Origin of the sequence: Bacillus sp. SM2101 (assembly GCF_018588585.1) — a bacterium.
Lineage (GTDB): Bacteria > Bacillota > Bacilli > Bacillales > SM2101 > Nanhaiella > Nanhaiella sioensis.
This window is the reverse complement of the sequence record NZ_JAEUFG010000003.1, coordinates 235,498-256,810: the sequence shown is the minus strand read 5'-3', so window position 1 is coordinate 256,810 and position 21,313 is coordinate 235,498. Positions and strand designations below refer to the sequence as shown.

The 21,313-nt window shown below is 34.9% G+C and carries 23 protein-coding genes; 17 read left to right on the top strand and 6 right to left on the bottom strand.

All coding sequences use genetic code 11. The features are described 5' to 3' along the window. Positions 1–493: 493 nt before the first annotated feature. The gene (locus tag JM172_RS04690) at positions 494–856 is read right to left on the bottom strand and encodes a hypothetical protein (protein WP_214480936.1); all 363 of its coding nucleotides are present in this window, start codon (positions 854–856) and stop codon (positions 494–496) included. A gap of 510 nt (positions 857–1,366) precedes the next feature. On the opposite strand from JM172_RS04690, the gene JM172_RS04685 reads away from it, so the two are divergent. The 12 genes from JM172_RS04685 to JM172_RS04630 all read left to right on the top strand — a co-directional run bounded on the left by JM172_RS04685 (position 1,367) and on the right by JM172_RS04630 (position 12,504). Then, positions 1,367–2,308 (top strand): DNA-binding transcriptional repressor DeoR, encoded by a 942-nt coding sequence (locus tag JM172_RS04685; protein WP_214480935.1) that lies wholly within the window; start codon positions 1,367–1,369, stop codon positions 2,306–2,308. 502 nt (positions 2,309–2,810) lie between these two features. Continuing rightward, the gene (locus JM172_RS04680; RefSeq protein ID WP_214480934.1) at positions 2,811–4,025 is read left to right on the top strand and encodes a NupC/NupG family nucleoside CNT transporter; all 1,215 of its coding nucleotides are present in this window, start codon (positions 2,811–2,813) and stop codon (positions 4,023–4,025) included. A gap of 78 nt (positions 4,026–4,103) precedes the next feature. Continuing rightward, entirely contained in the window at positions 4,104–4,757 is a 654-nt protein-coding gene (gene deoC, locus JM172_RS04675; RefSeq protein WP_483297243.1) for a deoxyribose-phosphate aldolase, read from the top strand. 50 nt (positions 4,758–4,807) lie between these two features. Next, a complete protein-coding gene (locus JM172_RS04670) occupies positions 4,808–4,981 on the top strand; it encodes a XapX domain-containing protein (protein ID WP_214480932.1) in 174 nt (57 codons plus the stop codon). A gap of 135 nt (positions 4,982–5,116) precedes the next feature. Continuing rightward, the gene (locus JM172_RS04665) at positions 5,117–5,572 is read left to right on the top strand and encodes a cytidine deaminase (RefSeq protein ID WP_483297242.1); all 456 of its coding nucleotides are present in this window, start codon (positions 5,117–5,119) and stop codon (positions 5,570–5,572) included. 417 nt (positions 5,573–5,989) lie between these two features. Next, a complete protein-coding gene (locus JM172_RS04660) occupies positions 5,990–6,661 on the top strand; it encodes a 5-bromo-4-chloroindolyl phosphate hydrolysis family protein (protein WP_214480930.1) in 672 nt (223 codons plus the stop codon). Positions 6,662–6,711: 50 nt separating this feature from the next. Next, positions 6,712–7,893 carry a toxic anion resistance protein gene (locus JM172_RS04655; RefSeq protein WP_214480929.1) on the top strand — a complete coding sequence of 394 codons (1,182 nt, stop codon included), beginning with the start codon at positions 6,712–6,714 and terminating at the stop codon, positions 7,891–7,893. Positions 7,894–8,393: 500 nt separating this feature from the next. Continuing rightward, entirely contained in the window at positions 8,394–9,440 is a 1,047-nt protein-coding gene (locus JM172_RS04650) for an LCP family protein (RefSeq protein WP_214480928.1), read from the top strand. 42 nt (positions 9,441–9,482) lie between these two features. Beyond that, positions 9,483–10,163 carry a uracil-DNA glycosylase gene (locus JM172_RS04645; protein WP_214480927.1) on the top strand — a complete coding sequence of 227 codons (681 nt, stop codon included), beginning with the start codon at positions 9,483–9,485 and terminating at the stop codon, positions 10,161–10,163. 466 nt (positions 10,164–10,629) lie between these two features. Then, entirely contained in the window at positions 10,630–11,628 is a 999-nt protein-coding gene (locus JM172_RS04640) for a potassium channel family protein (protein ID WP_214480926.1), read from the top strand. Between the two features lie 233 nt (positions 11,629–11,861). Further along, positions 11,862–12,113, top strand: coding sequence for a YwdI family protein (locus JM172_RS04635; protein WP_214480925.1), 252 nt, complete (start codon positions 11,862–11,864; stop codon positions 12,111–12,113). Between the two features lie 19 nt (positions 12,114–12,132). Continuing rightward, positions 12,133–12,504 carry a DUF423 domain-containing protein gene (locus JM172_RS04630; protein ID WP_214480924.1) on the top strand — a complete coding sequence of 124 codons (372 nt, stop codon included), beginning with the start codon at positions 12,133–12,135 and terminating at the stop codon, positions 12,502–12,504. Between the two features lie 473 nt (positions 12,505–12,977). Here JM172_RS04630 and gerQ read toward each other — a convergent pair whose 3' ends face one another. The 3 genes from gerQ to hemQ all read right to left on the bottom strand — a co-directional run bounded on the left by gerQ (position 12,978) and on the right by hemQ (position 14,806). Beyond that, positions 12,978–13,394 (bottom strand): spore coat protein GerQ, encoded by a 417-nt coding sequence (gene gerQ / locus JM172_RS04625; protein ID WP_214480923.1) that lies wholly within the window; start codon positions 13,392–13,394, stop codon positions 12,978–12,980. A gap of 28 nt (positions 13,395–13,422) precedes the next feature. Further along, positions 13,423–13,845, bottom strand: a complete 423-nt coding sequence (locus tag JM172_RS04620; protein WP_214480922.1) for a cell wall hydrolase — start codon at positions 13,843–13,845, stop codon at positions 13,423–13,425. A 217-nt stretch (positions 13,846–14,062) separates the two neighbouring features. After that, positions 14,063–14,806, bottom strand: coding sequence for a hydrogen peroxide-dependent heme synthase (hemQ, locus tag JM172_RS04615; RefSeq protein WP_214480921.1), 744 nt, complete (start codon positions 14,804–14,806; stop codon positions 14,063–14,065). 485 nt (positions 14,807–15,291) lie between these two features. On the opposite strand from hemQ, the gene pta reads away from it, so the two are divergent. Together pta and lipL are read left to right on the top strand one after the other, a co-directional pair. Then, positions 15,292–16,269: a phosphate acetyltransferase gene (gene pta, locus JM172_RS04610; RefSeq protein ID WP_214480920.1), complete on the top strand. Its 978-nt coding sequence runs from the start codon at positions 15,292–15,294 to the stop codon at positions 16,267–16,269. Between the two features lie 26 nt (positions 16,270–16,295). Beyond that, positions 16,296–17,138, top strand: a complete 843-nt coding sequence (gene lipL / locus JM172_RS04605; protein ID WP_214480919.1) for an octanoyl-[GcvH]:protein N-octanoyltransferase — start codon at positions 16,296–16,298, stop codon at positions 17,136–17,138. Between the two features lie 301 nt (positions 17,139–17,439). On the opposite strand, the gene JM172_RS04600 is transcribed toward lipL, so the two are convergent. After that, a complete protein-coding gene (locus JM172_RS04600; RefSeq protein ID WP_214480918.1) occupies positions 17,440–18,075 on the bottom strand; it encodes an RsfA family transcriptional regulator in 636 nt (211 codons plus the stop codon). 429 nt (positions 18,076–18,504) lie between these two features. Between JM172_RS04600 and JM172_RS04595 the strand changes: the two genes are divergently transcribed. The 3 genes from JM172_RS04595 (at position 18,505) to JM172_RS04585 (ending at position 20,838) form a co-directional block, all read left to right on the top strand. Further along, positions 18,505–18,732 (top strand): YuzB family protein, encoded by a 228-nt coding sequence (locus tag JM172_RS04595; protein WP_214480917.1) that lies wholly within the window; start codon positions 18,505–18,507, stop codon positions 18,730–18,732. 166 nt (positions 18,733–18,898) lie between these two features. After that, on the top strand, positions 18,899–20,212 hold the full coding sequence (locus JM172_RS04590) for an HD domain-containing protein (protein WP_214480916.1): 1,314 nt from the start codon (positions 18,899–18,901) through the stop codon (positions 20,210–20,212). A gap of 119 nt (positions 20,213–20,331) precedes the next feature. Further along, positions 20,332–20,838 carry a YwgA family protein gene (locus JM172_RS04585; protein WP_214480915.1) on the top strand — a complete coding sequence of 169 codons (507 nt, stop codon included), beginning with the start codon at positions 20,332–20,334 and terminating at the stop codon, positions 20,836–20,838. Positions 20,839–20,953: 115 nt separating this feature from the next. On the opposite strand, the gene JM172_RS04580 is transcribed toward JM172_RS04585, so the two are convergent. Continuing rightward, positions 20,954–21,172: a 2-hydroxymuconate tautomerase gene (locus JM172_RS04580; RefSeq protein WP_352222906.1), complete on the bottom strand. Its 219-nt coding sequence runs from the start codon at positions 21,170–21,172 to the stop codon at positions 20,954–20,956. Positions 21,173–21,313: the final 141 nt, after the last annotated feature.

Below are 21,313 nucleotides of genomic sequence, written 5' to 3'. Positions count from 1 at the left end.
CCCTATGGAATATAGAGCTAAAGCCGCTTAAGTGACTTTTTATTATTTCCGCTGTCTACTAGACAGGGGGCAGTTCAAAATAGTGACCCTTTTTTTTATTAGTCTCTTCTCAATTTGGTGATCAGAGTGTCTGCGTCTTTGTTATTTGTTTTGCGATACTTCCTCCTATAGGTCATATTCAATTTGTCATCCTAACGAAACCACATTTAGATCGAATGTTTTTCCTTACCTTGATTAGATAGCTTGTTAGCTTCAATTGGCTAACTCAAGCGTCAGGCATTCCACATGAAGGAAGTTAGTACCTTCATGTGGGATAGGGCTTTCTATGATGGTCATTTCTGCAAACCCTTTGTTGTTAACAAAACTGTATTCGACCTAAAAAGACTACTAAGTAATTAATTACAGTTCTTGATATAACGATGAAGCTTCATTAAATTCTCATCTAGCAATGCTTTTTTAGTTAAATATCAACAAAGCTTACGAAAAGGAACATTTAAAAACATTGAAATGATATGATTCTTTGTGCATCAATGCCAAAATATACCCACCTTACTCCAGTCCATCTGTACCCTGAAACTGATTTTCTTCCAATAAATGTAGGATAAAACCAAAATGATCTTCTACCTCGAAGCCAAATATACGTGTATCGATATAAACATCTAATAAGTGCTCGTGGGTCAATAGCTTGTAAGTCAGGTTGATGTTGCTGAGGTACAAAAGAAGGTGGTGGAGCAGAAGGAGCATGATGGAGAGCTTGGGTGCCATGAATTGGCGTCGATCCAGGGAAGGGTAACATACTACCTCCTGGATGAATATGGGGATGGGGACGTGGTGGTGGGAATCTAAAAAAATGCATGATAAAAAATCTCCTTTCTACTAGTTAGAATTAGAACAATATATGTTTTACACTATGGATTTGTGCCTACAGTTTTTGGAAAATCATTCATTAACTCAACCTCTTTTCTCCCTCTTTTTCACTTATTTTATTTCTAAAAAATCCCAAATAAAAATATAACAATAGATACAAAAAAACTATAACAGATAAAAAAATAATAGATAACAAAAATCAGGAAGTTTATTGTACTATTTTAAAAAAATAATTATAGATATGTGTTGGCGATCATGTGTGAAATATAGATGATGAGTAACTTTTATATTATACAAGCATACTAGATAATGATTATATTTTATAATGAGTAGAGAAATTAAACTAATACAGAATATAATAAATGAATAATACAGGTTTGATGGATAGAGTTATACTCATTTTAAGAATATGGATAAACATTTGATATATTTTTCAAACGTTCATTTTTTTGGTAAAATTAATTTCATACAATACTTAAAAAGTACAAAAGGTGAAATTATGGAAAAAAATAAATTAAAGAAAGTAATTGAGGCAGCAAAACTATATTACTTATTAGATTATAATCAAAGCGATATTGCAAAAAAACTTGGTGTATCAAGGCCAACGGTATCAAGACTTTTGCAACAAGCAAAAAACGAAGGGATCGTTCAAATTAAAATCAATGATCCTACAGAGGATGTTGAATCTTTATCTGAAGAACTTGAACAAAAGTTCAAATTAAAAAAAGCGGTTGTAACATCTATTCCTCATTATGAAAAAAGCGTCATCCATAACAGTCTAGGAGAACAAGCTGCAATATATTTACATGAAACAGTCAAAGATGGTGATATCATAGGCCTCACATGGGGTAGAACATTATATAATATTGCTAATAAGTTAAATCAACAAAATTTAAAAGATGTGCAAGTTGTTCAACTGAAAGGGGCAGTTGGTCACTCAGAGACAAATACTTATGCTGATGAAATTCTTCATTTATTTGGCAAAGCCTTTAACACCACACCTCATTATTTACCAGTTCCAGCAATCGTTGATCATGTGGTTGTTAAACAAGCAATGGTGGCAGACCGACACATCCACCGCATTTTGGAGCTTGGTAAAAATGCTAATATCGCTTTATTTACTGTAGGCCCCATTCGATCAGAATCTTTGTTATTCAGACTAGGCTATTTTACAGAAGAGGATTTAGACATGATTTTCTCCAATGCTGTAGGAGATATTTGCTCTAGGTTTTTTACAAAAGATGGGGAAATATGTAATGAGAGCTTGAATGCTAGAACTTTAGGAATTGAATTAGACGATTTAAGAAATAAAGAACAGTCCATTCTCGTTGCAGGGGGAGCTGATCGACTAGAAGGAATTTATGGTGCTTTAATGGGAGAATACGCCAATGTGTTAATTACAGATCAAATTACCGCTAAATCTTTGCTGGAAAAGCTATAATTAAACCTCGAATATGGTAAGTTATTCAAATGACATTTGTGCGTTATTTAGCAGAATATGATTATGATATATCGAAGAAGGTCGATGAAATATAAAGAGTCACTCGTTTTGACATAGAAACGAGTGACTCTTTATTGTTGATTCTTATAACATTGTCAAATAATAGACATAACGTTTGTTCAATATTGTGTTTACATTTGTTCAATACCTTGTTATAGTAATATCGAAAATTAAATTTTGTTCAATTTATTTTTGGAGCATGAAGCTAATACAATATGATTCTCTTTTAGCATAAACCAGCTTTTTTAGAAATGAAAACGGTTTATGACAATAGAACAAGATTTGTTTTTATTTTGTATTCTTAAATGGTTCATGAACAAATGTTCATAAATGATTCAATGTTTAACAAGTAATTATAAATCCACTATAGGGATTAAAAAATAATTATTTAAGAATACTAAGCATCGTAAGCATCAAGAAAACTGTCTTAGGGGTGTTCTTCATGAATTTTTTATGGGGTATCATTGGTGTCCTTGTAGTATTAGGAATCGCATTTTTGTTTTCAAGTAGTAAAAAATCAATTAAGATCCAAACTGTTTTGATAGGTTTGTTAATCCAGTTTACATTTGCTTTTGTAGTACTAGAATGGGAAGCTGGAAAAAGAGGTTTGCAAACATTTTCTGAAGGCGTTCAAGCAATCATTAATTACGCTAACGAAGGTGTTAACTTCTTGTTTGGTGGATTATTTGCCGCAGAAGAAATTACATTTGTCTTTGCCTTTAACGTTTTAACAATTGTAATCTTTTTCTCTTCTTTAATATCGGTGCTTTATTATCTAGGTATTATGCAACTCGTGATAAAATTTATTGGTGGGGGGCTTTCCAAACTATTAGGAACAAGTAAAGCTGAATCATTATCAGCAGCTGCCAATATTTTCGTTGGACAAACAGAGGCTCCGCTAGTTGTTAGACCGTTTTTAGCGAAGATGACTCAATCAGAGTTATTTGCGGTAATGACGGGAGGTCTTGCTTCAGTTGCCGGATCAGTTTTAGTCGGATATTCATTATTAGGTGTTCCGCTAGAGTATTTACTTGCTGCAAGTTTCATGGCTGCACCAGCAGGTCTGATCATAGCAAAAATCATGATGCCAGAAACTGAAAAATCTGAGACGACTGATGATATTAAAATGGAGAAAGATGTAGAATCAACTAATGTCGTCGATGCAGCAGCACGAGGAGCAAGTGTTGGTCTTCAGCTTGCGTTAAATATTGGTGCAATGTTACTTGCATTTATTGCATTAATTGCATTATTGAATGGTTTATTAGGTGGGGTAGGAAATCTATTAGGCTTTGAAGGTTTAACGATTGAAATAATTTTAGGGTATTTATTTGCACCAATCGCTTTTGCAATAGGTGTACCTTGGGCCGAAGCTGTAACTGCTGGAGGATTTATCGGTCAAAAGTTAGTGTTAAATGAATTTGTGGCATATGCTTCTTTCGCTCCACAAATTGAAGACCTAACTCCGAAAACAGTTGCTGTTATAAGTTTTGCACTTTGTGGATTCGCAAATATATCATCATTAGGAATTCTCTTAGGTGGGCTAGGAAATTTAGCGCCAAATCGTCGTGGTGATATAGCAAGAATGGGATTAAAGGCAGTGTTAGCAGGAATGCTTGCGTCATTGCTTAGTGCCGCTATCGCTGGAATGTTATTATAGATTAGAATATACAAATTTCAGAGGGTTTAGTAATTTCATAAAATGGAGGAAAATATAGTGAATAATAACTTAGCAAAAATGATCGATCATACTTTATTAAAACCTGAAACTCGTCAAGAAGAAATCGAGAAATTAGTAAATGAAGCGAAGGAATACAAATTTGCTTCAGTATGTGTAAATCCAACGTGGGTAAAGCTATCAGCTGAAATGTTAAAGGATACGCCAGAAGTAAAAGTTTGTACAGTAATTGGATTCCCTTTAGGTGCAACAACTCCTGAAGTGAAGGCATTTGAGACGAATAATGCGATTGAAAATGGAGCAACAGAAGTTGATATGGTTATCAATATTAGTGCATTAAAAAGTGGGAACGATGAACTAGTTGAAAAAGATATTAAAGCAGTTGTTGAAGCAGCAAAAGGGAAAGCATTGACAAAGGTTATTATTGAGACATGTTTATTAACTGAAGAAGAGAAAGTCCGCGCTTGTGAATTATCAGTTCGTGCAGGAGCAGATTTTGTAAAAACTTCAACAGGCTTTTCAACGGGAGGCGCAACTGTTGAGGATGTCGCACTAATGCGTAAAACGGTTGGACCTAATATCGGTGTGAAAGCATCTGGAGGCGTTCGAAACTTACAAGATGCTGACGCAATGACAGAAGCTGGTGCAACTCGTATCGGAACGAGCTCTGGCGTGAAACTAGTAAAAGGCGAAGAATCAACGACTTCATATTAAGTCTCATTTTCTTAGTGCTTATTCAAAATATTTGAAAAGAAGGGTTAACAATGAAAGAACTAGTCTTAAGTTTATTAGCTGGTATGATAATCGGCATTGTATTTAAAGCATTAAAACTTCCATTACCAGCTCCACCTGTTTTAGCAGGCGTATTAGGCGTATTCGGTGTGTATCTTGGGGGAATTGTAGCAAACTGGTTATTCGGTATGTTTTTCCAAAGCTAAATTGAGTTTAGAAAAGGGTTTATTTCTTATCTATTAGTGAGTGTTCAAAAAGAGTGCAAATGTAAAAGCAAGTCCAACTAAGAATTGCATCTTTCAATGGCAAATACGGATTAAACAATTTTGACCATTCTGATCATGTTGCTTGACTTTTTGAACAAACTCCAAAAAAGGGTTGAAGGGATGAGTCAGATGAACAAAGAAACTCTCATTCAAGAGGCGAAAAAGGCGAGAGAGCGCGCATATGCGCCTTACTCAAAATTTAAGGTTGGCGCTGCTTTATTAACAAAGGATGATCAAGTCTATCATGGGTGTAATATAGAAAATGCTGCATACAGTATGTGTAATTGTGCAGAAAGAACAGCCCTTTTTAAGGCTTATTCTGATGGTAATAAAGAGTATAAAGCTTTAGTTGTAGTCGCTGATACTGAACGACCTGTTCCACCTTGTGGTGCTTGTCGACAAGTAATATCAGAATTGTGTAACCCAGATATGGAAGTTGTATTAACCAATCTAAATGGTGATGTTCAAGAAACCACTGTACAGGATTTATTGCCAGGTGGATTCTCACCAAAAGATTTAGAAAAACAATAATATGTCGCAAAACTAATAGGCAGGCCTAACAATAATAGGTCTGCTTTTTGTATGGAAACGGTTAGTTAATAATTTGAAGAATACCTATATACGTCTGCTTTCGGCATAGATTGTTGTTTTTCGTACATTATTATTTAACTCTGATAAAACTCATTATATTGTCCATTTTTATAAAAATTGCAACAAAGTTTACGAAAAGAACCTTGATGAATACTTAATTTTCCATCGGTAAAAATGGTTAAAAACTTTTCTCCATGTTTTGAAACTAATTGCCTTAACGATACGTATAAAATATAACAGGAATAAACTTGTTTACAAAATGTAACAATGCTAATATAAGGGAAAAATAACCTTAATATTCGAATTTTTTATGTGCAATGTTACATTTTGAACTCTATAGTTAGGAGAAGAGTGAACATGAAAAAATTGATCCTTCATACTATAAGAATAGCTATTTCATTTAGTATAAGTGTTGTTGGTGCGGTTGTACTTTTCTTTGTGACTGGTTTTATATGGTGGGCAGCTATTTTAGGTGGGGGTGCCACTTACTTTCTTGTTTCGGCAATATTTCGTAGAAAATTTCTACCGGCCAATCAGGACGTTGTAAAAGAAGAAAGGGCATATGTTAAGAAAAATATTCGTGAGATAAAACCTAAAGTTAAAGAAATTGGGAGCTATCGATACAAAGTTCGCTCTATTAGAGTATATCAAACAGTAAATAAGGTTCATAAAATTCTTAAGCAAATTTTAGAGATAGCTGAAAGAGAACCACAGCGATATAGAAACGTTCAATCTGTTTTTACAACGTATGTGGACTCAACATTACTTATTGTAAAAAAATATTCTGAGTTAGCTTCACAACCAGTCAAAAACAAGGAATTGTATATATCGATGAGAGAAGTGGAGGAAACACTTGAAGAATTAGCAGCATCCATAGAAAAAGAACTCCTACAAATCCTTTCAGATGACATTACAGACCTTGATATAGAATGTAAATTAGTAAAGCAGTCACTTCAGGAAACTGGTTATTCATTTGAAGAGCGTACGAAAGAACAGACTGCTTCAGCAAAAAACAACATTATTAAATGAACGATATTGCTAGGCTCTATTCGCTATAGTAAAAGAAAGGGGAAAAAAGAATGAATGAAAAAGAATTAAACCTTCAAATGAATCGTTTAGATACAGCTAATATTGATACACTACTAGAAAACCCATTTGGTGACCCACAGCGTTCATTAATGAACGAACAAAGTACTGAAACAGTAGAACCATCAAAGCTTATTTTAACTTTGAAGCCCGAACATCAAGTAAAGGCCAAATCATTAGCTGAGCAAATAGACCCTACTAATCAACAAGCAATTGTTCAATATGGTGTAGCGGCTCAGGCAGAGTTATCTAAGTTTTCTCATGATATGTTAAATCATGTGCAAACGAAAGATGCAGGTCCAGTGGGAGAAGTAATAACAGAATTAATGAGTAGAATTAAAGAGGTAAATCCAGAAGACTTCGAAGTACAAAAACGTGGTTTCTTCTCTCGCGTATTTGGTTCTTTTGCTCAATCGGTTAATAATATACTGTCAAAGTATCAGAAGATTGGACTTGAAATTGATAAAATAGGTGACAAGCTTGAAAAAAACCGACAAATGCTATTTCGAGATATTATGATGCTTGATACTTTATACGAGAAAAATAAGGAGTATTTTGAAGCATTAAACATTTATATTGCCGCAGCTGAAGTCAAGCTAGAAGACCTTCGAACGAATACAATCCCCATCTTGCAACAAAAAGCACAATCTTCTGGTAATCAAATGGAGATTCAAGAAATAAATGACCTTATGCAATTTGTTGATCGATTAGAAAAGCGAACTCATGATTTAAAGCTCAGCAGGCAAATTACAATTCAAACTGCTCCACAAATTCGAATGATTCAAAATATGAATCAGACATTAGTTGAACGTATTCAGTCTTCAATACTTACTGCGATTCCATTATGGAAAAATCAAATTGTTATAGCTATTACTCTTTTCCGACAAAAGAAAGCTGTTGAGGCGCAAAAGCAAGTAACAAAAACAACGAACGAGTTACTATTAAAAAACTCTGATATGCTTAAAGCAAACACAATTGATGTTGCGAAGGAAAATGAAAAGGGAGTAGTAGATATTGAAACACTAAAGCAAACACAAACGAATTTATTAACAACATTAGAAGAAACGTTAAAAATTCAGCAAGAAGGCAGAATGAAGCGCCAGCAAATTGAAAAGGATATTACAACAATGGAACAGGATTTAAAAAACAAGTTATTATCGATGAAAAACGCATAATTTGCTTGAAAGATGCTATTTATAACCTTTGTTGCTTTAGATGCAATATTTGAACAGGCAATGTATAAATGAACACTATAAAGGGTCAGCCCACAATAAGGTACAAGCTAGTCGTTGTACTTTATCGTGGGCTGGTTTGTTCTGACCTAATTTTGTTTAATTTTTTACCATATGTCCAATTGTGATAGCCGCACAAAATCGCCCTAGACGTTCTAGTGTTTATAAAGCAAAAAGTGATGAAAACAGGCTTTGGTAATTTTTTATATTGTCGCCTTCATGGTTAATTTACTTATTAAGGTATTAAAAACGTTCACAATTAACGTTCCTGGTATCTTATATAAATGGATATAATTACCATTTTGATCTTCTAATTTAGTTGAAATTTAAACAAGTTTTACAAAAAGAGTCTTTATTTAAGAACTTGTAAAATAAGCTGTAATTTGAATAGGTGAGGGGTAATATATATAAGTAAATAGGACGAGTAAAGGGACTGAATAACAATGAAAAAGGGGATAAGAATAACGCTGTTTGTTATTGTTTTATTCGGTTGTATAGGCGGATATTATTATATTAAACTTAAGCCGGTAAATCATTTTGCTGAACATAAAATACCGCAAATCGCAACACCCGAAAAGGTAGACGAATTAAAAGTGCAAGACAGTCTTCAAAGTAATGAAGAAGGAGAGAAACAAGAAGAAAATGCCGATATTACAAAAGGTAGGAAGGCCATTCACTTACAAAAAAAGAATTTAGATAAGAAATACAAACAAATTGATAGCTTTAATTTGTTACTTCTAGGTCTTGACGCACGTAAACAAGAAGCTTCACGTACAGATGTAATTATGCTTGCAAATATCCATCCCGAACAAGAAAAGATAACTGTTTTATCTATTCCACGCGATACATTAGTTCAAGTAGAAGGTGTAGGTGCCACTAAGATTAATCACGCTCATTTACTTGGAGAGCTTGAAGGCGGAAATGGATCTGGGACGGAAGCTACAATACAAACGGTAAGTAATTTATGTAAGTGCACAATTAATTATTATGTGAAAACAAATTTTGAAGGCTTTATAGATGTTGTGGATGCCGTGGGTGGTATTGAAATAGAGCTAAAGGAACCTATAACATTGACAGATAAAAATATTACGCTTGATAATAAAAATATTCTTTATCTTGATGGGGATCTAGCTTTGTCACTTGTTAGAGAACGTAAATCATTGTCTGAAGGAGATTTTGGGCGCCAGCAACATCAAGCACTCGTACTAAAATCATTAGTCAAGACAGCCCTCCAGCCAAAGAATATTCCAAAGGTACCTACCATTTATCGAAACGTTAAACAAGCAATAATTGATACAAACGTATCTGAAAGTGATATCTTTAGTATGGCTATGCTGTTTAAAGGGATTACAACCGAAGATATCTCCTATTTTCAATTACCAGGAAATGAAGGATATGCGATGGATCCTTTAGTTAATTCGCGATTGTATTATTGGATACCTGATGTGAATGAGATGAATGAACTGTTGAAACATTTCAATAAAGAATAATATATTAGTAGTGATGCTATGAAAGTTGATAGGTGGTTTTGAATGACAATACTTAATAATGACTGGTCACAATTATTAGAGGAAGAATTTAACAAGACGTATTATAAAAAGCTACGTCAAAATTTGAAACACGAATATAATACTGAAACGATTTACCCTGATATGTATAGTATATTTAATGCTTTACATCATACACCTTATCATAAAGTGAAAGTTGTCATTATTGGACAAGACCCTTATCATGGTCCAAATCAGGCACATGGCTTAAGCTTTTCGGTTCAACCTGGTATTCCTGTTCCACCCTCGTTAAAAAATATATATAAAGAATTACAAAATGACATCGGTTGCACTATACCGAACCATGGATATTTATTAAAGTGGACAGAAGAAGGGGTATTGTTGTTAAATACAACATTAACTGTGAGGAAAGGACAGCCCAGCTCCCATCGAGGGCTTGGGTGGGAATTGTTCACAGACAAAATAATTGAAGTATTAAATGAACGTGAAAAGCCGGTAATTTTTATTCTTTGGGGTAGACATGCTCAAGAAAAACAAAAACTAGTTTCAAATAGTCATCACTTTATCATTGAGTCACCTCATCCGAGTCCTTTTTCTGCTAATCGTGGTTTTTTCGGCAGTAACCCCTTTTCGAAAGCAAATAGTTATTTACGGCAAATTGATAGCGAAGAAATTGATTGGCAAATCGATCCACTAAATACATAGATAAAGGCTGTTTACGCATTGATCGTAGTTTTTCATATTAAGGGGAAAAACACGCATATATCTAACGTTAGCGGTATTTTTGTTTACTATAAAAATTATGTGGCTTAGATAAAATGTATCTAATTGTAAAAGGTTTAGAATAAATAAATGGAGTTTACAAAAATACCCTAGGTATACTATCAAAGGTATATTTGCTGAACCGTGAAGATGATAGTGATACAATAAAAACACAATATAATTAATGGGGAGCATAAAGGGTGAAATAATATGAGTGACCAAAGAGTAAATTGTTTTAATTGTACCCATTTTTACACAACGTGGGATCCAAAATTCCCAAGAGGCTGCAAAGCTTTTAATTTTAAAACAGACATTATTCCATCCTTACGTGTATTCCAATCCTCAGGGAAGTCGTGCATGAAATTTCAGGAGAAGAGAAAAAGAGGGTCTTGATAGAAGGAGGGGCGTGGTGAAAGTATCCAAACATATCGTTATTTCTTTAATAGGAATGACGATAATTATTATCGTTGGAGGACTTGGGTTTGCCTTTCTTGAAGGGATTAGTTTTTTTGATGCTTTGTGGATGACAGCAATTACCGTACTGACGGTAGGTTACGGTGATATTATACCTCAAACAATAGGCGGGCGCATATTTGGCTTGCTCATTATTCCTATTGGAGTTGGACTAGTAGGGTATACACTAGCAGCAATGTCGGCTGCAATTATTGAAGGAAAGTTATCACAAAGTGTATGGAGGCGTCGTATGCATCAACAAATTGACAATCTATCAAATCATATGATTATTTGCGGAATAGGTCGTGTAGGTGAACAAGTGCTGCAGAGATTTATACAAGAAGGGGTTCAAGTTGTTGTTATTGAACGTGATAAAGAAAGAGTGGAACAAATAGAAGAGAATTTTCTATACATAGTAGGTGACGCAACTGAGGATCGGGTTTTATATAATGCAGGAATAGAACGAGCAAAAGGGTTAGTAGCAACGCTACCTGATGATGCTTCAAATGTATTTGTGTCATTAACTGCAAAAGGATTAAACCCAAAGATTCAAATTGTGGCTAGAGCAGAGAAAGTTGAATCTGAAGAAAAGCTTCGCATTGCTGGAGCAAGCAAAGTTATTAATCCTTCCTCACTAGGGGGGAGGAGGATGGCAATGTCAGTTGTAAAACCTATTAGTGTTGACTACATAGATACGATTCTACAATTAGGTAAAGACGAATATGGGGTTGAAGAAATTATCATCCAACCTAGATCAAAAGTTGTCAATAGCTCTTTACGAGATAATAATATTCGCAGTGTGTACGGTGTAACGATTGTAGCGATAAAAAGAAAACATGAGCTAATTAGTAACCCTCACCCAGATGAACGATTAAAAGAAGGTGACTTAACAATAGTGTTTGGTGCAAAGGATCAATTAGTGAAATTTGAAGAAGCTACAAAATCTAGTATATAATAATCATTTATCCTATACTTTGGAACTTTCTTAAAGGCTGTTTACGCATTAATTGTTGCTTTCTGTACTAAGAGCCAAACACGCACATAATTAGTGTTCGTGGCATCTTTTCTTCTGTACAACAATGACGAACCAAGTAAAACCACTTTTTATTGGTACTAATTGAATAACAATAGCAACAAAGATTACGAAAAGAGCCTTCTTAAAAAATATGAACTCAGGAGGTGGGGAGTTTGAAGGTACCAGTTCAAATGATACTTGATAAAATTGGTGAAGAGCTGTCAAAAGCAAACCAGTCAAATGATGAAGGCAGACTTCGCGAACATATTGCTAGTATCCACTCTTTGTGTGATGTCGTATTATCATCTAATTCTGTAGAGGGCAATCGTAAAAAAACGATTCCAGAAATACAACAAATGTCAATTAAACAACATAATAAAGTAAATGTAGATGAAGCAAATGGAGATTCATTACTAGATTTTTAAAATTGGGGGACTAACAAACATGAAAATATTGCTAATGATTGGAGCAATTAATGGTTTTTTAGCGGTAGCACTAGGAGCATTTGGTGCACACGGTTTAGAGGGCAAAATTCCAGCAAAGTATATAGAGACATGGAAAACTGGCGTCACTTATCAAATGTTTCATACTACGGCAATCATGATTATCGCTTTGATTGCAGGTAAATTTCCAAATACACCTTCTCTTACGTGGGCAGGTTGGTTTATGTTAATTGGAATTATTTTATTTTCCGGAAGTCTTTATGTTCTAAGTGTTACTCAAGTAAAAGTGTTAGGAGCAATTACACCATTAGGTGGTGTGGCGTTCTTAATTGGATGGGTTCTTCTCGGATATGCAGTCATGAAACATATGTAAAAAAGGGGGTGTCTAAGTCGAATTTCGACAAATAGACTCCCCTTTTCTATTGGTAAAGCTCTTTTCATAAGGCTGTTTTCGCATTGATTCTTGCTTTTCGTTCTAAGGTGTAAGCACGTATATATCTAGCGTTCGTGGCATCTTTTCTTCTGTACAAAGATGACTAACATATTTATGGTACTAATTTGATAAAAATAGCAACAAAGTTTACGAAAAAGAGCCTTTCATAAACTTTATTGCTTTTTTTCACTGCCTAGGATTACATATCTTATGGATATTTATCCTAAATGCTATCGTAGCGAAGCCACCAGAGTCCTTCAAGGGCACTTCACCATTCCATCCGAAGGCAAAATGCGCCTTCATCTGAAATGGATCGAATGCTTGTTAGGAGAAGTCATGGTTAATGACATTTCACCTGGCCCACAAGAAGAGGGCTGCTTCTAGGTGAAATTGTAGTTAGTTTAGTTTTTTTATCACCTAGGAGAGTAGCTTACAATTCTATCTGGGTAATATTCTATTTCTTCATCAAAGGTAATATAATCTAGATACACCATCAATAATACATAGCGCTTTTCCGACTCAGAATCGCTAAGTATGATATGGTCACGCCCAGCAGCCTCAATCATTCCTTTAAATATTTGTGTTCTTCCTTCTCGACCATTTTCAAAGGTCATATAAACAGTTGCTACCTTCCCTTTATTTAATCGTAGTATATTTTCAATATAAGATTCTTCAAGTGGTAACATATCTGGTACTTGTGGACCTGTTGTTGGGGCAGAAGTTGGTTGTGGTACTTGTTGTTGCTGTCCATATTGGTACGGGTATCTATATGGGTATGATGTTTGGGATTGATAAACTCCATAGTTCCCCTGATTATAATTATTTGTCATCAAATTCCTCCTCTACATCAAAATAGGTTTAATACACTTTAGGACATTCCGACTGAGTCGGTGCAAAAAAACAATGGGATTTGAAACGTCCGGTATTCCATTGATTAAACCATTGTGCTGGGCAATCGCCTTCAGGCCTGAAAAACCATAATGTATTTGTTGCAGGGTGAAATCTTTCTCCATTTATGAGTCTTCTAGCTAGCTGTTTGTCAGATTCTCTTGCACGCTGATAAAAGTATCCTTTTATGGTTGCTTCAAATCCACCCGGGCGCTGAAAGACCATTTTTTGTATTGATGTAATGTCTCTAAAATCTAAACAACTGGCTCTAACTCGGTTCACACTAGTATTACCGGCCATTAACATACCGAGTTTGCCATCTCCCTCTGCCTCTGCACGAATTAAGCGTGCAAGTAAATCTACATCTTTTTCTGTATAAGGAATTACCGCCATCTTCTCACCTCACTTACAAATAGGTATCCACCTACAATTTCGTACAATATTACTCTATTTAAGTAAGTGAAAATGGTTCCTTATTTTTGAAAAATGATGATTTCTATTTAATAGATATGAGTTGAGCATTTTAGATATGCATTAAATTCAAGTAAAAAGAAAATGACCCATATATGTATATGAGCCACTTTCCTTTTGTTTGAATGAGTATAGATATTTACACGTGTAGTAGTTGATTTAATTTTTCTTCATTCAAAATGTTACCGACAAAAAACGTTCCAAATTCACCATAACGAGCACTTACCTCATCAAAACGCATTTCGTACACTAACTTCTTAAATTGTAAAACATCATCTGCAAAAAGTGTTACACCCCATTCGTAATCATCGAAGCCGACTGAACCTGAAATTACTTGTTTAACTTTTCCTGCATATTTCCTACCTATCATGCCATGTGAACGCATTAATGCTCGACGTTCCTCCATCGGGAGCATATACCAATTGTCATCACCTTGACGACGCTTATCCATAGGATAGAAGCAAATATGATTTGCTTTAGGTAAGGTAGGGTATAGCCTTTTTAGGATTTCAGGGTTTTGATACGGGTCTTCATCAGCTGGTAAGTAGTTACTTAACTCAACCACTGACACATACGAATATGTAGGAATGGTATACTCAGCAAGTTTAGTTTTATTAAATGCATTTTCTATTTCATTAATTTCTTCCATTGTAGGTCTTAAAATCATGAGCATAAAATCTGCTTTTTGCCCAACAATTGAATAGAATGCATGGCTACCCTGTTGGTTTTCTTCAACAAGACCCCATTTTTCAAGTAAACCAACAAACTCATGAATTGCGGTTTGACGCTCATCACTTGTTAGTCGTTTCCAAGAAGACCAGTCAATTGCACGTAAATCATGTAGACAATACCAGCCATCTAACGTTTTAGCTGCTTCACTCATATTGATACCCATCTCCTTCATTATGTATGATATGACAATTATAGTTTACTCTAATTAGATCATGATATAAAATATATAGCATTTCTAATATACCACAGTTTATGCATTACTAAGAAACACGAAACATTTTTGTTCATTAGTGTTTCGTACTAACACGTACATCCCTAGAGTTTGTGGCCAGCTATCCTTCTATAAAACAGATGACACTTGCATGAACTTTCTTTGGTTTTTATAATTCAGCAAAATAATAATAAAGAGCTTTCTGAAAAGGCTAACGCTGTAATATGTGTGAACGAAGTGTGACTACGTATATTAGTTTTGACAAATTTACCTCTACTTACGTATAAATGTGTTTTTTTTGTGAATTATGAAAAGATAAACTTCTTTCATGTAAGCGTTATCTTAAGATAGATTTATTGATTTTCAGTAATAGTCAAGTATTCTAAATATAACGAGTAATGATGAGAGCAAAGGAGGAAAAACATATGTCACAGTTATTCAACATATTAGAAGAGAAAATTAAGGGTGAAAACATCCGTATTGTCTTTCCAGAAGGGAATGATAATCGAATTTTAGAAGCTGTAAGCCGTTTAGCACAAGAGGAAATTATTAAACCAATCATTATTGGGAATCCAGGTGAACTCCAAGCAAAAGCTGAAGCACTAGAAGTATCGTTGAGTGGAGTCGAAATATACGATCCTGAACAATATGATGAAATGAGCACGTTAGTCGATGCTTTTGTTGAGAGAAGGAAAGGCAAAGTTACAAAAGAACAAGCATACAAAATGTTACTAGATGAAAATTATTTTGGTACAATGCTTGTATATACAGAAAAAGCTCATGGGTTAGTAAGTGGCGCAGCCCATTCTACAGCAGATACAGTTCGTCCGGCATTACAAATAATTAAAACAAAAGAAGGTGTTAAGAAGACATCGGGTGTATTCATCATGGTTCGTGATACCGAAAAGTATGTATTTGCTGATTGTGCAATTAATATTGCACCTGATAGTCAAGACTTAGCTGAAATTGCAATAGAAAGTACCTATACAGCACAAATGTTTAATATTGAACCAAAAGTTGCTATGCTCAGCTTTTCCACAAAAGGTTCAGCCAAATCACCTGAAACCGAAAAGGTAATTGAAGCAGTTCGTTTGGCAAAAGAAAGAAACCCTGAATTAATGGTTGAGGGAGAATTGCAATTTGATGCAGCATTTGTACCTTCTGTTGCACAAAAGAAAGCACCTGATGCGCTTATTCAAGGCGATGCTAATGTGTTTATATTCCCGAGCCTTGAAGCAGGGAATATTGGATATAAAATTGCTCAAAGATTAGGGAATTTTGAAGCGGTAGGTCCAATATTGCAAGGGTTAAATAAGCCTGTCAACGATTTGTCCCGTGGTTGTAACCAAGAGGATGTATATAAATTAGCTCTTATTACAGCAGCTCAAGCACTGCAAAAATAATGAAAATATGTTAGGGGACGCATATCATGTATACTCAGTCAAAGAGCTTATTAGAGCAAAATAGATGGAGAATCATTGATCAATCTAGTGTAGGTCCACATTTTGATGCGCTCCAATCTTTTGCTATTGATGATACGTTATGCTCTTCTGTAGGGAAAAATGAAGCTGTGACAACAGCACGTTCATGGGTTCATCACAATACGATTGTGCTGGGTATTCAAGATACAAAGCTCCCTTACCTAACTGATGGCGTTCGTTATTTGCAGTCGCAAGGATATCGAGTGATTGTAAGAAATTCAGGGGGCTTAGCAGTTGTTTTAGATGAAGGAGTTTTGAATATATCTCTCATTTTCCCTGATACAGAAAAAGGGATCGATATAAATAGGGGCTATGATGCCATGGTGGAACTAGTAAAGCATATGCTTTCTCCTTTTCATTTACAGATCGAGGCTAAGGAAATCATCGGTTCATATTGTCCTGGAAGTTACGACCTAAGTGTAGCAGGAAAGAAATTTGCAGGAATTTCTCAACGAAGGGTTAGAGGTGGAGTGGCGGTACAAATTTATCTTTGTGTGACTGGTAGTGGGGGAGAGCGTGCAAATTTGATTAAGGATTTTTATAACAAATCAATCAAAGGCATCGAAACTAAATATGTTTACCCTGACGTAAAGCCTGAAACGATGGCTTCATTAAACGAATTGACAGGTGAATCAAGCACAATTCAAGATATGATGTTAGCATTGTTAACTACGCTAAAGAATATGAGTACGTCTATCTATTCTTCTCAATTAACAGCAGATGAATTAGCATTATTTGAACACAATTATAAGAGAGTCATTGAACGCAATGAAAAAGCACTTAACATCTAGGTTAGGTGCTTTTTCATATATCTAGTTCCATTGTATATCCTCTTGAGGCGCGTAAGCATTTCACTTGAAGTCAAAAAATGCCTTCAAGTGAAATGCTTCCAGTGCTTGTCGGGGATGATCAAGGCGCATGCGCTTTTCTCTTTGTCTAGCTACGCCTCCTTGCCTCTCGAGTCGTTTCACCTTTTCATCAGAAGACATAAAGCGTCTTCAGTTGAAAAGGTTCCAACGCTTTTCGAGGCAGTTCAAGTCGGCTTCGCTTTTCTACTTGTCGCCGATAAGCGGGCACCTTGCGCCTTTCTTCCTACTTCGCCATTTTTTCTAGGTTGCCGTTTTTATCCATCTTAAAGGCTGTAGCCGGACTTTGTTCTTCCTCAATTAAAACTAGCTTTCTTGCACGATTCATGATTTTCATTAGCGTATCGTAATCTTCTTGTATTGAAATAGAACTTTGCTGTAGTTTTGAAATGTTTTCAGAAAATGTTTTATTTTGTTTAGACATTTCTTCATTTTCTTGTCGTAATCTTTCATTTTCTTTACGTAGAAAATCGATATTACTAGTGTTTTGTTGTAATGATTGTAAGAAAGAGACCACCTGATCTAGTGTAACGTCCTTGTTACTTTCTATAGCATTTATATTTAAGTCTTTAATAGAAGGAACAGTCGGTTTATATAATAGAGTCTTTTTAACCTGTTGGTGTTTTCCTAAAGAGCGTTGCCGTTGCTTACGTTGCTTTCTTGCTAACTCTAGCGCTTTCTGATAGTTGTTACGTACGACTGCATTCCAACGAAAGCCACATGCTGCCGATGTGCGGTTTAATTTGTCTCCAACTTCTTCAAAGGCATTTAACTGTGTACTACCTTCACGAACATGCCTTAGTATTGTTTCAGCTAATAATAAATCATCTTCTTCTGTCCATGCATCCTGTCTTTCTTTCATACTCTCAACTCCCAATTTTTATAAAATATTTTATTAATAGCATTGACAAGTTCAAATTTCTTTATACTTACTGTTTTTGTATTTTGGTTGCTTTTGGGCTGTTTGCTTCTTTCATCATTAGTGCTAAAGACGAATATAACAAGCGTTCGGGTCACTTTTCCTCCTATAAAAGCTATAAAATTCATATATTACACATCAGTTACTCAAATGTAAGCGGCAAAAGCAACAAAGCTATTGCGAAGCTTATTATCGATAGTGCATATAATTATTTCCAAGTAGATTAAGATATTATCTCTGGCAAATGGTGTAATTAAAACTCAGCACTTGCATTACCAATCAATTAAATGTAAAATACCCTTTAGCCATTGACGAAATAATATATATTTTTATTATTATTCATGAAGAAGGTTTTAGAAGGGGCTGTACTGTATGGCAAATGAATTTCGTATTTGTGACGATTGTCAAGCAACAAATATTAAAACATTGCTACCTCGTTTAAAGAAAATAGATCCAAATGCAAGCATAGATATAGGCTGTCAGTCCTACTGTGGACCTGGGAGAAAAAAAGCATTTGCATTTGTAAATAATCGTCCTATTTCCGCAAAGGATGAAAATGAGTTACTCGAGAAGGTAGAGAAAAAAATGAAGAAAAAGTAAAAATCACCTTTGTTTTATGAATAAGGTGATTTTTACTTTTGTAACGGATTATTCCCATGTGCTTATAAATTTTTTTAGTGAGATAAATAATGATAAAATCAAGAGTTTTTTTGTCATTGATTAGGAGATATAATATAAAATATGTCAAACGAAAAGAGGGAATTGGATGACATATGCCAATGAAAAACTGACGGAGGAAAAGGTTTTTAAAGACCCTGTCCACCGATATGTCCACGTACGCGATAAAGTCATCTGGGATTTAATAGGAACTGCAGAGTTTCAGCGCTTAAGGCGAATTAAACAGTTAGGTACAACTTATTTAACCTTTCATGGTGCAGAGCATAGTCGGTTTAGTCATTCACTGGGAGTTTATGAAATTATTCGTAGAATTATAGATGATGTATTTGACGGCCGGCCAGAATGGAATAGTGAAGAGAGGCTACTCTGCTTGTGTTCAGCACTGTTACATGATTTAGGTCATGGCCCATTTTCACATTCTTTTGAAAAGGTTTTTCACCTTGATCATGAAAATTTTACTCAATTAATTATTCGTGAGGATACAGAGGTGAACCGTGTTTTGCGAAAGGTTGGCCAACATTTCCCAAAACAGGTCGCTGAAGTGATAGCAAAAACATACGAAAATAAGTTAGTAGTCGGTTTAATCTCAAGTCAAATAGATGCAGATCGTATGGATTATCTACAGCGAGATGCTTATTATACGGGCGTTAGTTATGGACACTTTGATATGGAACGAATACTTCGTGTGATGCGACCTCGTGAAGATCAAGTAGTAATAAAACAAAGTGGCATGCATGCGGTAGAAGATTATATTATGAGTCGTTATCAAATGTATTGGCAAGTATATTTTCATCCGGTTACTCGCAGTGCTGAAGTTATTTTAACTAAGATATTGCATCGAGCTATGCACTTATACAAAGAAAACTACTCATTTAAAAGCCCACCTGTACATTTTTACTCATTGTTCGAGAATAAACTTGAGCTTGCTGACTATCTGAAATTAGACGAAGGTGTGATCTTGTACTATTTTCAGGAGTGGCAAGAGGAAGAAGATGCTATTTTACGTGATTTGTGTCAACGTTTTTTAAATCGAAATCTATTCAAGTATGTCGAGTTCAATCCATCGAATGACGAAATGACTAAATTAATTGAATTAACAAAGCTTTTTAATGAAGCAGGCATTGACCCTGAATATTATTTAGTAGTTGATTCCTCATCAGACTTACCTTATGATTTTTACCGTCCTGGTGAAGAAGAGGAAAGATTACCTATCCAATTATTAATGGCGAATGAAGAAATCCATGAGCTATCGAGAGAGTCAGCAATTGTTGAAGCGATTTCTGGAAAGCGTAGAACTGACCATAAACTTTATTTCCCTCAGGATTTGTTAGAAGATCGTTCATCCAATCCAAATATTAAGAAAAAAATAACAGAATTACTATATACGAAGGTTAAGTCATAGATGTATTTAAAAGGGACGACAACATTGTCGTAAGTATATCCTATATAAATTTAGCCATTTTTCCATTTTTCCATTCTTTTTTTAAGGTGTGTTAAAAGGGCGTTAGGAGATGAACGGAATTGTTATTAGAACATGCAAAAGTTATGAAAGCATTCTCGGAAGCAGGAGAGATAGTCGGACGTAAAAAGCTTCAAAAGATGATTTTTATCGCAAAAAAAATGAAAGATCCATTTTATGAAAAATATAATTTTCATTTTTACGGACCTTATTCCGAAGAACTTACATTACGAGTTGAAGAGCTTTGTAATTTAGGTTATATACATGAAGAAATTGAGAAGAAAGCAGGATACTCCCAGTATCGATATTCACTAACTGAATCAGGAGAACAATTCTTGAATCACTATGAATTGGACATGCCTTTTTTGCAAAATTGGATCTGTGATTTAAATGAGCAAAATGCTAGATTTTTGGAGCTTGTATCTACGATTATTTATTTTGAAGATTTAAGTAAGGATGAAGTGAAGGAAAAGGTATTCACGATAAAAAGTAAGCAAAACTATTCAGAGGAAGAATTTGAAGAAGCAATAACATATATTGACGTCTTAAGAAAGTCAGTAACAAGCTAAGGCTGTTTTCGCATTGCTTGTTTCATGGCACTTTTGCTATTAGAAATAGTAGTAACAGAGTTTACTTAGAGCTTAAAGGAATGAGCTAATCACTCATCCCTTTAATGTCTACCTTTTATTCATCACTTAAACGTTTTCCACCAATAGCATAATGACTTTTAGTCATCTCATCTATAAATACTACAATTTTTTCAGCAGGTGCACCTGTTGTTTCAGAAACAGCAGCAGTTACCTTTTCAACAAGCTGGTTCTTCTGTTCTTCTGAACGTCCCTCAAGCATTTTGACAGTAATATATGGCATTTGATGTCTCTCCTTTTTACAGTAGTAAGGTATATAAAAATTAACATGTGTAAGCTTTGCGGAGGAGCTACATTCATAGTATGGACGCTAGCCATATGGACGGGCTTTTCAAAGTAGAGGTCAAACCACTTTACCGGAAGGAAAGCACTCCATGCATGAGGACTCCGCTGTTAA

Bases quoted from the DNA above. Each gene is read 5' to 3' on its own strand.
- JM172_RS04690 (WP_214480936.1), bottom strand. From the start codon at position 856: ATGCATTTTTTTAGATTCCCACCACCACGTCCCCATCCCCATATTCAT.
- JM172_RS04685 (WP_214480935.1), top strand. From the start codon at position 1,367: ATGGAAAAAAATAAATTAAAGAAAGTAATTGAGGCAGCAAAACTATAT.
- JM172_RS04680 (WP_214480934.1), top strand. From the start codon at position 2,811: ATGAATTTTTTATGGGGTATCATTGGTGTCCTTGTAGTATTAGGAATC.
- deoC (WP_483297243.1), top strand. From the start codon at position 4,104: ATGATCGATCATACTTTATTAAAACCTGAAACTCGTCAAGAAGAAATC.
- JM172_RS04670 (WP_214480932.1), top strand. From the start codon at position 4,808: ATGAAAGAACTAGTCTTAAGTTTATTAGCTGGTATGATAATCGGCATT.
- JM172_RS04665 (WP_483297242.1), top strand. From the start codon at position 5,117: ATGTTGCTTGACTTTTTGAACAAACTCCAAAAAAGGGTTGAAGGGATG.
- JM172_RS04660 (WP_214480930.1), top strand. From the start codon at position 5,990: ATGAAAAAATTGATCCTTCATACTATAAGAATAGCTATTTCATTTAGT.
- JM172_RS04655 (WP_214480929.1), top strand. From the start codon at position 6,712: ATGAATGAAAAAGAATTAAACCTTCAAATGAATCGTTTAGATACAGCT.
- JM172_RS04650 (WP_214480928.1), top strand. From the start codon at position 8,394: ATGAAAAAGGGGATAAGAATAACGCTGTTTGTTATTGTTTTATTCGGT.
- JM172_RS04645 (WP_214480927.1), top strand. From the start codon at position 9,483: ATGACAATACTTAATAATGACTGGTCACAATTATTAGAGGAAGAATTT.
- JM172_RS04630 (WP_214480924.1), top strand. From the start codon at position 12,133: ATGAAAATATTGCTAATGATTGGAGCAATTAATGGTTTTTTAGCGGTA.
- gerQ (WP_214480923.1), bottom strand. From the start codon at position 13,394: ATGACAAATAATTATAATCAGGGGAACTATGGAGTTTATCAATCCCAA.
- JM172_RS04620 (WP_214480922.1), bottom strand. From the start codon at position 13,845: ATGGCGGTAATTCCTTATACAGAAAAAGATGTAGATTTACTTGCACGC.
- hemQ (WP_214480921.1), bottom strand. From the start codon at position 14,806: ATGAGTGAAGCAGCTAAAACGTTAGATGGCTGGTATTGTCTACATGAT.
- pta (WP_214480920.1), top strand. From the start codon at position 15,292: ATGTCACAGTTATTCAACATATTAGAAGAGAAAATTAAGGGTGAAAAC.
- lipL (WP_214480919.1), top strand. From the start codon at position 16,296: ATGTATACTCAGTCAAAGAGCTTATTAGAGCAAAATAGATGGAGAATC.
- JM172_RS04600 (WP_214480918.1), bottom strand. From the start codon at position 18,075: ATGAAAGAAAGACAGGATGCATGGACAGAAGAAGATGATTTATTATTA.
- JM172_RS04595 (WP_214480917.1), top strand. From the start codon at position 18,505: ATGGCAAATGAATTTCGTATTTGTGACGATTGTCAAGCAACAAATATT.
- JM172_RS04590 (WP_214480916.1), top strand. From the start codon at position 18,899: ATGACATATGCCAATGAAAAACTGACGGAGGAAAAGGTTTTTAAAGAC.